Source organism: Pantoea sp. MT58, assembly GCF_014495885.1.
Lineage (GTDB): Bacteria > Pseudomonadota > Gammaproteobacteria > Enterobacterales > Enterobacteriaceae > Pantoea > Pantoea eucalypti.
In genome coordinates, this window is the sequence record NZ_CP061083.1 from 512,082 (window position 1) to 525,011 (window position 12,930).

Annotated in this window: 12 protein-coding genes; 6 read left to right on the plus strand and 6 right to left on the minus strand. The window is 53.9% G+C overall.

Annotation, left to right across the window (positions count from 1 at the left end; translation table 11 throughout):
* Positions 1 to 30 precede the first annotated feature (30 nt).
* Positions 31 to 948: an HTH-type transcriptional activator AaeR gene (aaeR, locus tag IAI47_RS02470; protein WP_003855274.1), complete on the minus strand. Its 918-nt coding sequence runs from the start codon at positions 946 to 948 to the stop codon at positions 31 to 33.
* Positions 949 to 1,180: 232 nt separating this feature from the next.
* Between aaeR and aaeX the strand changes: the two genes are divergently transcribed.
* From aaeX to IAI47_RS02495, 5 genes are all read left to right on the plus strand, one after another.
* The gene (gene aaeX / locus IAI47_RS02475) at positions 1,181 to 1,384 is read left to right on the plus strand and encodes a p-hydroxybenzoic acid efflux pump operon protein AaeX (RefSeq protein WP_003855277.1); all 204 of its coding nucleotides are present in this window, start codon (positions 1,181 to 1,183) and stop codon (positions 1,382 to 1,384) included.
* 7 nt (positions 1,385 to 1,391) lie between these two features.
* The gene (gene aaeA, locus IAI47_RS02480; RefSeq protein ID WP_008925808.1) at positions 1,392 to 2,324 is read left to right on the plus strand and encodes a p-hydroxybenzoic acid efflux pump subunit AaeA; all 933 of its coding nucleotides are present in this window, start codon (positions 1,392 to 1,394) and stop codon (positions 2,322 to 2,324) included.
* A 9-nt stretch (positions 2,325 to 2,333) separates the two neighbouring features.
* Positions 2,334 to 4,286 carry a p-hydroxybenzoic acid efflux pump subunit AaeB gene (gene aaeB, locus IAI47_RS02485; protein ID WP_008925807.1) on the plus strand — a complete coding sequence of 651 codons (1,953 nt, stop codon included), beginning with the start codon at positions 2,334 to 2,336 and terminating at the stop codon, positions 4,284 to 4,286.
* Positions 4,287 to 4,399: 113 nt separating this feature from the next.
* A complete protein-coding gene (locus IAI47_RS02490) occupies positions 4,400 to 5,851 on the plus strand; it encodes an NAD-dependent succinate-semialdehyde dehydrogenase (protein WP_008925806.1) in 1,452 nt (483 codons plus the stop codon).
* A gap of 57 nt (positions 5,852 to 5,908) precedes the next feature.
* Positions 5,909 to 6,178, plus strand: coding sequence for a hypothetical protein (locus IAI47_RS02495; RefSeq protein ID WP_003855285.1), 270 nt, complete (start codon positions 5,909 to 5,911; stop codon positions 6,176 to 6,178).
* A gap of 65 nt (positions 6,179 to 6,243) precedes the next feature.
* On the opposite strand, the gene yhcN (IAI47_RS02500) is transcribed toward IAI47_RS02495, so the two are convergent.
* The 4 genes from yhcN (IAI47_RS02500) to argR all read right to left on the minus strand — a co-directional run bounded on the left by yhcN (IAI47_RS02500) (position 6,244) and on the right by argR (position 8,163).
* Positions 6,244 to 6,507: a peroxide/acid stress response protein YhcN gene (yhcN, locus tag IAI47_RS02500; RefSeq protein WP_003855286.1), complete on the minus strand. Its 264-nt coding sequence runs from the start codon at positions 6,505 to 6,507 to the stop codon at positions 6,244 to 6,246.
* Positions 6,508 to 6,599: 92 nt separating this feature from the next.
* Entirely contained in the window at positions 6,600 to 6,866 is a 267-nt protein-coding gene (locus IAI47_RS02505) for a YdgH/BhsA/McbA-like domain containing protein (RefSeq protein WP_008925805.1), read from the minus strand.
* 88 nt (positions 6,867 to 6,954) lie between these two features.
* Positions 6,955 to 7,218 (minus strand): peroxide/acid stress response protein YhcN, encoded by a 264-nt coding sequence (yhcN, locus tag IAI47_RS02510; RefSeq protein WP_003855290.1) that lies wholly within the window; start codon positions 7,216 to 7,218, stop codon positions 6,955 to 6,957.
* A 474-nt stretch (positions 7,219 to 7,692) separates the two neighbouring features.
* Positions 7,693 to 8,163 carry a transcriptional regulator ArgR gene (argR, locus tag IAI47_RS02515; protein WP_003855293.1) on the minus strand — a complete coding sequence of 157 codons (471 nt, stop codon included), beginning with the start codon at positions 8,161 to 8,163 and terminating at the stop codon, positions 7,693 to 7,695.
* Positions 8,164 to 8,603: 440 nt separating this feature from the next.
* Here argR and mdh point away from each other — a divergent pair, with 440 nt between their 5' ends.
* Entirely contained in the window at positions 8,604 to 9,542 is a 939-nt protein-coding gene (mdh, locus tag IAI47_RS02520) for a malate dehydrogenase (protein WP_003855294.1), read from the plus strand.
* A 49-nt stretch (positions 9,543 to 9,591) separates the two neighbouring features.
* On the opposite strand, the gene mscM is transcribed toward mdh, so the two are convergent.
* Positions 9,592 to 12,921 (minus strand): miniconductance mechanosensitive channel MscM, encoded by a 3,330-nt coding sequence (mscM, locus tag IAI47_RS02525; protein WP_003855295.1) that lies wholly within the window; start codon positions 12,919 to 12,921, stop codon positions 9,592 to 9,594.
* Positions 12,922 to 12,930: the final 9 nt, after the last annotated feature.

Below are 12,930 nucleotides of genomic sequence, written 5' to 3' on the forward strand. Positions count from 1 at the left end.
GACCTCAACAACCCGCCACCTGGCGGGTTGTTAGCTTTTACGGTGCTGCTGATACTGTTCAGCCACCTGTTCAAAATAGCCGGTCAGGTAATCGATACAGACCTGCACCTTAAGCGGCAACTTATCTTTCTCGGTATAGAGTGCGTAGACCGGCCGCGGATCGGACTGATACTGCGGAAAAAGAATATCGATCTCACCCGCGTTGATCTCATTAATCACCCACATCATTGGCACATAGGCGATGCCATTGCCCGACTTCAGCCAGCGGATCAGCGTCAGAGAATCATTCGTCACGAAACGTCCCTGCGGTGACAGGCGGGTCACCAGGCCTTCCGGCGCAATCAGCTCGAAATTGTTGTCGGGCCGTACGCTATATTCCAGCCAGGAAAAATTATCAATGTCAGCTGGTTTCTCGGGCGTGCCATGCTGCGTCAGATAGCTTTTTGCAGCGCACACCACCATTGGCATGGCACCAAGACGACGTGAAAAGAGGCTGGAGTCTTTTAGTGCGCCCACCCGAATCACCAGATCCAGACCATCCGCAATCAAATCCGGCGCCGGTACACCGGTAACCAGATTCACACTCAGTCCCGGGTACTCCCGCAGCATGTCGCTGGTCATGCCGGCTAACACATTCTGTGCCATGGTTGAGGAGCTGCCAATTCGCAGTTCGCCAATGGGCGTGTTGTTAAACGCATAGAGCTGCTCGTGCACCTGCGTCGCTTCGGCCAGCATACGGCGACAACCCTGATAATAGATTTTACCCGCTTCGGTCAGCCCGATACTGCGGGTGCTGCGATTCAGCAGCTTAACCTGCAATGCATCTTCCAGTTTCGCGACAATCTGGCTAATTGATGAGACGCTAAGATGAAGCTGGCGTGCCGCGGCGGTAAACGAACCCAGTTCGACCACTCTGGCGAAGACAGACATGCCTTTCAGTCGTTCCATTATTTACTCTGGCTTAAAAGTGATTTAGATCACATTCTGTAGAAAACGTATAGTCAGGCGCGTTACTATATGCGCGCCGGGGTATTTCCCGGTGATTCTTCATTGCCTGATACCCTTCGATGATACGCTATTATTAAGCCAGCTGCGGTTCGGATAGCGCTGCCAGATGGTTTTCCCGCGAAATCTGAAAAGGCAAAGGAGTATCCCGGCAAGGTCGAACTAAGGATTTTTGATGAGTGTGCTTCCGGTATTTGTCATGTTTGGGCTCTCTTTTCCGCCCGTTTTCATCGAACTTATTATTTCACTGATGCTGTTCTGGTTAGTGAAACGTGTGCTCACGCCGAGCGGTATCTACGATCTTGTCTGGCATCCGGCACTTTTTAATACAGCGCTTTACTGCTGTGTGTTTTACCTTGTCTCCCGTTTATTAGTCTGAGGTTGAAGTGAAAGCACTCATAAGAAAAATCGCGCGCTACGCGATCACTATTCTGCTGGTCATCATCGCTGTGGTAATCATTTTCCGCGCCTGGGTGTTCTACACCGAATCGCCCTGGACCCGGGATGCACGTTTCGCGGCAGACGTGGTGGCGATTTCGCCTGACGTCACCGGCCTCATTACCGATGTTCCGGTACACGACAATCAGCTGGTTAAAAAGGGCGATACGCTGTTTGTGGTTGATCGGCCGCGCTATCAGAAAGCGCTTGATCAGGCACAGGCGGATGTTGAGTACTATCAGGCACTGGTGAGTGAGAAACGTCGCGAAGCCGGACGACGAAATCAGCTTGGCACCTCCGCGATGTCGCGCGAGGCTATCGAGCAATCCAATAACGATCTGCAAACCAGCGAGCATCAGCTGGCGAAATCGGTGGCAACACGCGATCTGGCGGCGATTGACCTTGAACGCACCACTGTAAAAGCGCCATCGGACGGCTGGGTCACTAACCTTAATGTCTACCAGGGTGAGTTTATTACCCGCGGTTCTGTGGCAGTAGCGCTGGTTCAGCAGCACTCCTTCTATGTACTGGCTTACCTGGAAGAGACCAAGCTGCACGGTGTTGAGAAGGGTTACCGTGCGGAAGTTACGCCGCTTGGCAGCAACATTGTATTGCGTGGCACGGTCGATAGTGTGGCGGCTGGCGTGACCAATAGCAGCAGCTCGGTCGACAGTAAAGGTATGGCAACAGTGGACTCCAACCTGGAGTGGGTCCGTTTGGCGCAGCGTGTGCCTGTGCGAATTCGGCTGGATGACCAGCCAGGTAATCGCTTCCCGGCAGGAACCACGGCAACGGTGGTGATAACGGGCCAGGTCGATCGTCAGCCTGAACAGGTGTCACCGATGATCCGACTGTTTAATCGCCTGCGTGAGTTTGGTTAAGAGGGCGATATGATCCAGTTTCTGCGTTTCCCGGTAAAACTCACCTTTGCGCTGGTATTAGCGCTGATGGTGGGGTTCCACCTGAACCTTGAAACGCCACGCTGGGCAGTGATGACCGCCGGGATCGTGGCGGGCGGCACCGCGTTTGCGGCCGGTGGTGATCCCTATTCCGGGGCGCTGCGTTATCGCGGTGTTTTGCGTATTATCGGGACATTCATTGGGTGTATTGCCGCGCTGACCATCATGATTGCCACCGTTCGTGCGCCGGTCGTGATGCTGCTGCTGTGCTGCATCTGGGCAGGGCTCTGCGTCTGGCTCTCGTCGCTGATCAAAGTTGAAAACTCTTACGCACTGGGACTGGCGGGCTACACGGCGCTCATTATTGTGGTCACGGCCAACGCCAGCGGCGGTCTGACACTGGTACCGCAATACGCCGTTGAGCGTTGCAGTGAAATCGTTCTCGGTATTTTGTGTGCCATTCTGGCCGACATGATCTTCTCGCCACGTTCAATCAAAAAAGTGATCGACGCCGAAGTGGATTCGCTGCTGGTGGCGCATTATCACCTGCTGCAACTCTGCGTCGCACATGGTGATAAAGAAGAGGTCGACAAAGCATGGGGAGGCCTGGTGCGTCGCACTTCAGCCCTGAACAGCATGCGCAGCCAGCTGATGATGGAGTCGTCACGCTGGAAGAACAGTCACCGCCGTTTGCAGATGCTGAACACGTTGTCGCTGACGCTGATTACGCAGGCTGCTGAAACCTTCCTCATTCAGAATTCTCGCCCTGACTACATTCCGCCTCAATATCGTTTGATGGTTGAAAAGCCCGCGTCGACGGTTGAAGAGGTGCACAAGCGGATGAAAGTGATGCGGCGGGTGATCGGTGCCAGTGGCAAATCGACGCCGGTCACGCTGGCCAGTTGGGTTAGCACTGCCACTGAATATCTCCTGCTGCTCAATGGTATCAAAAGCAACAGCCGAATCACCTCGCTGGAAGAGGAGATTTTACAGCGGGAAGTGGTGATTCAGGCGCGTTCCGCTGAAACACATCATGCGATGATCAACGGTATTCGTACCTTCGTTGCGACTGCGCTGGGTTCACTGTTCTGGCTTTATACCGGCTGGACCTCAGGCAGTGGCTGTATGGTGATGCTGGCGGTAATCACCGCACTGGCAATGCGTATGCCTAATCCACTGATGATGGCCAAAGATTTTCTCTACGGCATGACAGTCGCGGTTCCGCTGGGTGCGCTCTACTTTATGTATGTTCTCCCTGCTACTCAGCAGAGCGCATTGCTGCTCTGCATCGCAATTGGCGTGCTGGGCTTTATCGCTGGCATCTTTATTCAGCGGCGTCAGATCGGCACGCTGGGCGCCTTAATTGGTACTCTCAACGTCGTGGTTCTTGATAATCCGATGCAATTTCACACCAATGTCTTTCTGGACAACGTGCTCGGACAGGTTATCGGCTGCTTTGTGGCGATGATGGTGATCCTGTTAATTCGTGATAAATCAAAGGCGCGTACCGGACGCAAGCTGCTGAATCGCTTTATGTATGCGGCCGTCTCCGCCATGACCACCAATCAGGCGCGGCGACGTGAAAACCATTTGCCAGCGCTCTATCAGCAACTGTTTTTGCTGCTGAATCTGTTTCCAGGCGATATCAATAAATATCGCATCGCGCTGACACTGATCATTGGCCATCAGCGCTTACGTGATGCAGACGTGCCGGTTAACGCAGACCTCTCTGCGTATCACCGACAACTGCGTTACACCGCAGATCGGGTGATCTCCGCCAGCAGCGACGACAAGCGCCGTTACTACTTTGAGCGTCTGCTGAAGGAGCTGGATGTCTATCAGGAGAAACTGGTCCATTACGATGCACCCGTCAGCGTAACAGAACCCGTAAAACGACTGGCGATGATGCTGGATAAGTATCAGAACACGCTCATCCAAATCTGAAACTGGCCGCTGTCACCTGCAGCGGCCAGCGCAATCCCCGCCTGACACAAAATCTGTCGCTTTTGCCAACTATACTCTTCAGACGGAAGCGTAAAACTGACAGGAGCGAATCAATGAAATCACTGCAAGAGAGCGAACTGTTCCGGACCGGCTATTTAGCGGACGGTCAGTGGCATCAGGCTGCCTCCACTTTTGACGTCACTAACCCGGCAACCGGTGAGGTGATTGCACAGGTGGCAAAAGCAGGGAAAGCTGAAACGGAACAGGCGATCGCCGCCGCAGAACGAGCCTTTCCTGCCTGGCGGGCGAAGACGGCGAAAGAGCGCGCTGACATTCTCACTCGCTGGTATCAGTTGATCATTGAGAATAAGCGCTGGCTTGGACAGCTAATGACGACCGAACAAGGCAAGCCCCTGAAAGAGGCGGAAGGGGAAGTCGGGTATGCCGCCAGTTTTATCCAGTGGTTTGCCGAGCAGGCGAAACGAGCTAATGGAGAGATCATTCCACCCGCAAAACCAGGCTCCCGTATTCTGGCCACTCGCGAGCCGATTGGCGTAGTGGCTGCCATCACGCCGTGGAATTTTCCGATGGCAATGCTGACCCGCAAACTGGGCCCGGCTCTGGCAGCAGGCTGTACCGGCATTATTAAACCCGCCAACAACACGCCACTTTCCGCCTTTGCCTTACTGGCACTGGCGAAGCAGGCAGGTGTGCCAGATGGCGTACTGAACGCGGTCGCGGGTGATACTCATGCTATCAGCGATGCAATCATGGCCAGCAAAGTGGTGCGCAAAATCTCGTTCACCGGCTCTACCCAGGTGGGCAAGCTGCTGATGCGCAATGCCGCCGAAACCATGAAAAAAGTATCGATGGAGCTTGGCGGGAATGCCCCTTATATCGTGTTCGACGATGCCGACATTGAGGCTGCCGTTAAGGGTGCGATTGCCAACAAATTTCGTAATGCGGGCCAGGTGTGTGTCAGCGTTAATCGCTTTTACATTCACAATGCCGTCTATGACCGCTTCACACAACAACTGGCTGCCGAAGTGAACGCGCTGAAGGTGGGCAACGGGATGGAAGAGGGCGTCATTGTCGGCCCCTTAATTGAAGCTTCAGCAGTGGAGAAGGTTGAGCAGCACGTTAAAGACGCGGTAGCGAAAGGTGGCAAATTACTGGCGGGCGGCGAACGTCATGCACTGGGCGGCAACTTCTGGCAGCCGACCGTAATTACTGAGGCACACGAAGGTATGCACCTCGCCCAGGAAGAGACGTTCGGTCCGGTGGCCGCCTGTTTCCGCTTTGATGACGAAGAGGATGTCATCCGCCGGGCCAACGATACGCCGTTTGGTCTTGCCGCTTACTTTTACACTCAAAATCTGCAACGGGTGTTCCGTGTTTCAGCGGCGCTGGAAAGTGGCATGATCGGTATTAATGAATGTGCTGTTTCAACCGAGCTGGCACCCTTTGGTGGTGTTAAAGAGTCGGGTCTGGGCCGGGAAGGCTCGGTACTTGGCATGGAGGAGTATCTGGAGGTCAAAGCGCTGCATCTGGGCGGTTTGAACTAGCGGACATGAACGGGGGCGGCAAAGGCCGCCCGCAGACGGAGCATGGGAGCCGTCAGCATGAAAATCGAGCGTTTTGATTTTAATGAAATTGTCGATCAGGCCCATTTTTTCCGCCAGTTCAGCGAGCGCTTTACGCTGGAGGAACGCCGCATCTGCGACCTGGATGGATTATGGGATGTCGTGACGAGCGATCTGTTACCCATGCCACTGGAGATTGAATTTATAAATCTCGGCAGGGGACAGAGGCGTCGCTATGGTGCGCTGATTCTGTTATTTGATGAAGCGGAAGAGGAGCTGGAAGGCAGGCTGCACTTTAACGTCAGATAACACGTCAGATAAAAAAAGGCCCCGGCGAGCGGGGCCAAAGGGTTCGTCATAAATCTGACGAGGAATTACTTATAAAGCTGTGCGGTGATGTGGTAGTTATCACCCGTGCGCGCTTCAATGACTTTGTAGGCGCTGGCACCTTGTTCATCCGCTTTCTGTGAAAGCGCTGCACGATAATCCATTGGTGCACCCGCGGTTCCACTGATGCTTACGGTGCCCGCAGGCTGCAGGTTCTGCGTCTGATCGCCGGTTACCAGCTGCGCAGCAGATGCGCCGAACGCCATAACGGAAAGCAGACTGACTGTAGCGATGGTTGTTTTGATATTCATGATTATCTCCTCAATACAATCAACAACCTGCGGTTACTCATAAAGGCGGGTCGTCGATATTTTCATGCGCCTTCAGGCGCCATCACGGTTAATTATTTATAAAGCTCAGCGGTGACATGCCAGGTGTTATCCTGGTTGTTTTCGATGATGCGATAGTGGCTTGCACCCTGTGCGTCCGCTTTCTCAGACAGGACCTGACGGACATGCGTCTGGTCACCGTTGCGTCCACCAATACTGATGGTCTGATTCATTGATTGCAGGCCCTGTGCCTGCTCATTGGACACCAGGCTTGCAGCACTGGCACCTACTGAGAACAGTGAAGCCAGACTCAGTACGGCAATCGCTAATTTCGTTTTCATGGTCAAATCTCCTGAATTATTTGCTTCAGCTCTCCGGAGCGCAAAGGGCGCGTCAGACGGAGAACCACTGGCATTATCGGGCTACGCCTTAGTTATAGAGTGCGGCGGTAGCGTGATAATTGCCGTTGTTGTAAGCCTCGATCACGCGATAGGCTTTTGCGCCCTGCTGATCGGCTTTGTCACTGAGTTGCTGCTTAATATCCATCGGTGAACCGGCAACGCCGCTGACACTGATGGTGCCGACTGCCTGCAGATCCTGTGCCTGAGAGGCATCGATAGATTCTGCGGCAACTGCACCAAATGAAAGGGCAGAGAGAATGCTCAGGGCAGCGATGGTAGTTTTTACGTTCATAGATATTTCCTCGTCGTCTATTTTTATCTTTTTAGTTAGTGTGATTTGCATCACGAAAAGAAGTATAGAACTAATAACGACAGAAATTAATACTCCGCTAATAATGTTTTTTTGTGATTCTTTATCCTTATGGCTACTTTTAATAACTTAACGTTATAAAAACGGGTTAAAAAGTAGCCTTTGAGGGTTTTTTAATCACAAAAACAGTGAGATAGATCACTTTAACGTTTAGTGCGAAAGTTGGCGGGGATTGGACTGGAGTTTGATCTGGATCCGGGCAATGTTACCGGATCGGTGATGTAAAGCAGTGTAAAATAGCGCAAATAGTGAAGCAGAGTAAGCGATATGTCTGACTGTCAGGCGCATGAAAACGGGCTTATGACACATCAAGCAGCGGAACAATGTGATGTAACACGATGAGAAGAGAAAACAAACTGACGACCTGGCACGGGAGTGCAGGCCGTCAGTCAGCAATCAGAGTTCCTGTTCAAACAGGTTCAGGATTGCGCTGTGCAGTTGCTTAACCGTGAAGTCGCGCGCACGGGTGATAAAGATCGTGTCATCGCCAGCAATGGTGCCAAGAATCCCTTCCGACTTACCCAGTGAATCCAGCAGGCGTGCAATCAGCTGTGCTGCGCCCGGGCTGGTATGAATTACCACCAGGGCATCGTTGTAGTCGATATCCAGTACCAGGTTTTTTAACGGACTTGTCGTGGTCGGCACACCCAGCTCAGCAGGCAGGCAATAGACCATCTCCATCTTGGCATTGCGGGTGCGCACAGCGCCAAACTTGGTTAGCATGCGCGAGACTTTGGACTGATTGATATTTTCAAAGCCCTGATCCTGAAGCGCCTGAACAATTTCGCCCTGGGAACTGAATTTTTCTTCTTTTAATAAGGCTTTAAAAGCCTTGATCAGATCGTCTTGTTTCGATGGGTTTCGCATAGGTTACCAATAAATAGAGAGAATAACCGCGCAGCCGCCTGCGGCAGAGTGGTGATTATGCATTTTAATGCATTTTTATGCAATCGATCGATTGATGAGCAGGGTTCGGGCGGCTAGCGGGCGGCGATAATAGCAAATAAATACGCTCAGACCAAAACCCCCGTCACAGCCCCGGAAGGCGAAGGTTGCAAAGTTGTTATATTATTGGTGGTGTAGTAACAGAAATAGCAACAGAAAACGCTCACAGCCGTTCTCTGTCTGACGACGGCAAAGTTGTCGGTCATTCAGGCGCAATGATAAGTAACTTTTGAATCCGGCGATTAACTGTGAAAACACGTAGAATTAACAGCGGATATTTATCATCGCCTGAGCAGTTGATTAAGGTCTGACACAGATAGAATTTCGGCCCATCTCTGCCCCACCTTAATAAGGAGTTAAGAATGAAAGTTGCCGTTCTCGGTGCCGCTGGCGGCATAGGCCAGGCGCTCGCACTTCTGCTCAAAACCCAGCTTCCCGCAGGTTCAGAACTCTCACTGTATGACATCGCGCCGGTTACACCGGGCGTTGCCGTCGATCTCAGCCATATTCCTACTGCAGTGTCTATCCAGGGGTTCAGTGGAGAAGATGCCACCCCCGCCTTACAAGGTGCAGATGTGGTACTGATTTCCGCGGGTGTCGCACGTAAACCTGGTATGGATCGCGCAGACCTGTTTAACGTTAACGCTGGTATTGTTCGGAACCTGATCGAACAGGTCGCTACCACGGCGCCTGAAGCATTGATTGGTGTTATTACCAATCCGGTTAACACCACCGTTGCGATTGCGGCAGAAGTGCTGAAAAAGCATGGCGTTTACGACAAAAATCGCCTGTTCGGTGTCACCACACTGGACATCATCCGTGCCAATACCTTCGTGGCAGCGCTGAAAGGCAAACAGCCAGATCAGATTGAAGTACCGGTCATTGGCGGTCACTCTGGTGTAACCATTCTGCCGCTCCTGTCGCAGGTCAAAGGTGTCAGCTTCAGCGATCAGGAAGTGGCTGATCTGACCAAACGCATTCAGAACGCCGGTACCGAAGTGGTGGAAGCCAAAGCGGGTGGCGGTTCGGCCACGCTGTCGATGGGCCAGGCAGCTGCACGTTTCGGTTTATCACTGGTTCGTGCACTGAAGGGTGAGGCGAATGTGGTGGAGTGTGCTTACGTGGAAGGTGAGGGTGAACATGCCCGCTTCTTCTCTCAGCCATTGCTGTTAGGTAAAAACGGCATTGCTGAACGCATGCCAATTGGTACTCTCAGCGCGTTCGAACAGCAGGCGCTGTCAGGCATGCTGGACACGCTGAAGAAAGATATCGCTCAGGGCGAAGAGTTCGTTAAGCAGTAACTGACGGCTCAGAGTTGTAATAACGCCCGGCTTTGCCGGGCGTTTTGCATTACAGGCCGCCAGATTTATAGGCGCGGGCTGCAGGCGCCCCGTTGCTGGCAGGCAGCTTCTTGCCCAGGGTCTCCATACGCATCTGGAATGGCGGGAACGGCATCTCAATACCGTGCTGGTCAAATCCGCTCAGAATCAACTGATGCAGCTCGTGGCGCAGCGGCATTCGGTGTCCCATCTCCGCAGCATGCACACGGAGTTCAAACAACTGAATTCCCTGCTGCAGATCGACCAGGAAGGCTTCTGGTTGCGGCGTGTCCAGCACATAGCTGCAGCGCTCAGCCGCCTGAATCAGAATGGTTGTGACCTGCTCACTACTCACTTTCGCCGGTGCCGGAATAGTCAGTACCACGCGCGTGACGGAATCTGACAGCGACCAGTTAATAAACTGCTCGGTGATAAAGGCCTTGTTGGGCACAATGATCTCTTTGCGGTCCCAGTCGGTAATGGTGGTCGCACGGGTATTAATCCGCGTGATACTGCCGGTCAGATCACGGATCGTCACGGTATCGCCGATACGAATGGGCTTTTCGAACAGGATAATCAGGCCAGAGATAAAGTTGGCAAAAATCTCCTGCAGACCAAACCCCAGTCCCACACCCAGTGCGGCAACCAGCCACTGCAGTTTTGACCACTCAATGCCGATCATTGAGAAACCAATCAGTCCGCCAATCAGCAGCAGCAGATATTTGGTCAGTGTGGTGATGGCATAACCTGTGCCAGGCGTCAGATTGAGATGCTGCAACAACGCCAGTTCAAGCAGTGCGGGCATGTTACGCACAAGCTGCGTGGTGATAATAAACACCAGAATAGCGATCAGGACTGACCCCAGCGTGATGGGTTGAATCGACTCGACGCCCTGTACGGACGTACTGACATCCCACAGCTGAATATTCTCCAGGAAGCCGAAGGCCGAGTGGATCTCTGACCACAGCACAATCACAGAGACCAGAGCGATCAGCGTCAGGATCGAGCGCACCAGCCGCAGCGACTGCGCACTGATCGCATCCAGATCGATCACAGGCTCTTCGATCTCAATCGCGTCGGTATTGAGAGAGCCTTGCTCCTTCTCTTCTTCGCTGCGCGCACGGTTAGCCAGCATATCGGCACGGCGCTGACGGGCGCGATCAAAGCCAAGACGGCGGCGCTGAATCAGCATCCAGCGGCGGATGATGTGATAGATAACCAGAAGCAGGAACCAGATGGCGACCGAGGTCTCCAGTCGCGCCAGCAGCGCCTGCGCAGTAGCCAGATAACCCACAGCAGAGGCGAGGGCAGCCATCAGTGGCATGGCGATCATCAGGTTCCACAGCATCCGGTTCACCATGTTCTCGCCATTTCCTTCTTTATCGAGATAAAGCGGAATGCCGGAACGTTTCAGGCTGACGGTAACAATGCTGATTGCCCCGCAAATCAGGATGAAACAGAGACGGCCCAGTGACGAGGAGAACTGTCGATCCTCCAGATTGCCAAAGGCGATCAGCAGCATAATAAGCGGCACAATCAGGCCGATACTCAGCGAGTAGTAGCGCATGGCGCGCGCCACCCGATTTTGCGGCCAGCGGAAATGCACAATGAAGAGTCCGTTGGGACGGGCAAAGGCGGCGCTGATCATAAACGCCCACAGCAGCGGCAGCGTGGCGGTAATACCATCACCAATTGCCACGGCGATAGGGTAGGGCCAGGCGTTCTGCAGACCATAACCCAATGCCCCCCACAATACCGGTAGCGGTAGCGCCACCAGGATCGACCAGAACACGGTGCGGATGGTCAGGCGGAAACGATCCTGGGTGACCTTGCCGACTTTGCTGGCGGAGCGATCAAGGAAAGCATTGAAGTGACGACGAGAACTGATGCTGAAGCCGACCAGCAGCAAGGCACCCATAATGGGGATCACCGAATTGCGGCTGGTAAACATCATCGCCATCGCTTTGCCAAGCTGACCCAGCGTATCCAGCGACAGCAGACGGGAAAGATCTTTGGCCAGATCCAGCGGATAACTTAAACCGATCGGACTGACATCGGCGGTCCAGAAAAGATAGCGGTGCGTCGCGTCTTTGACTTCCGTCAGCGCATCCTGCAACTGGGTGTTGCCGACTTTGAGCTTGGTAATCTCCAGAATCAGCGTGTCACAGCCAGATATCAGCGAATTAAGCAGCTCCCGCTGGGTGCGTAGCTGTGCATCAAGAATACGCTTCTGTTCAGCAGTAAAGGGTTGACCATCGGCCTGTCGTCCCTTGCGCAGCGTCTCCTGGCGCTCCAGCAGATCTTCATAATAGAGACGCTGTACGCGAAGCTGTGCCATCTCATTGTCAATCTGCTGCGACTTAGGCATCTCCGGCAGGCGCGCAACCTGTGCCCGAAGCGCTTCGCCCAGCAGATTAGAAGCCCCCAGCCACTGGGACTGCTCGCGCAGTGTAGAGAGCGCCTGACGGACCTGAATAATCTGATTAGTCGCCAGCCGCTGCTGCGATGCCACCAGATCCATGCGCTGCGCCTGTTGATTCAGGGCAACCGAGAGTTCACGGTTAACCCGAAACTGATCGCTAATCTCTGGGGGCAGATCGCCACTGTTTTCCGCCAGTTGCTCGGTACGGGCCAGTGCAACTTCCGCTTCGCGTTGCCGCTGATCGTTGAGCTGGTTACGCAGTGCCTGCAGATAGTTGTCGAGCTGAGTGGCTTTGCGCTGGTGGGCTTCAGCCCGCATCCGCGCCAGTTCCTGGCGATTATTGGCAGAGAGCTGTGCCAGCTCAAGTTCATCGACGAGTGCTTTATTCGCGGCACTTTCAGCCTGACGCGCTGCCAGCTGCAACTGGCCCTGCGGTGAACTGCTGCTGACGCCCTGCAGCCGGCGTTCACTCTCCGTCATCGCCCGACGCGCTTCCGTCTGCTGCTGTGGAAGCTGCGACAATGAATCACTGATCTCCCGCGCACGATCCTGCTCCTGGCGCGCCTGACGGCCCTCTTCCAGCAACTGGCTGCTAACCTGCAGGATCTCCTGATCCAGCTCGGCGCTGCTCATGTTGCTTCGCACCGTTTTTCCGTTGTCACTCAGCGCAGCAATCTGCTGACGCAATTCGCGCGCCAGACGCGGGAAGTCATCAATCACCTGCTGATATTGGGCCGCGCGCTCCAGGGAATCATCACGTTCTGAGAGGAAGTTTAAGGCGGCTTCAATTGTCTGGATCTGTTCGGCCTGAGCCGGAGAACTTTTGGCCGATTTTATCTCTTCCAGCTGCTGTTTGAGCTGGCTGGCGTCAGGAAGGCTGGCCGCAAAGGCCGGGCTGCTGAGCCACAGGCTCAGCAGCAGGAGGAGAATCGAACGCACAGAGGACAC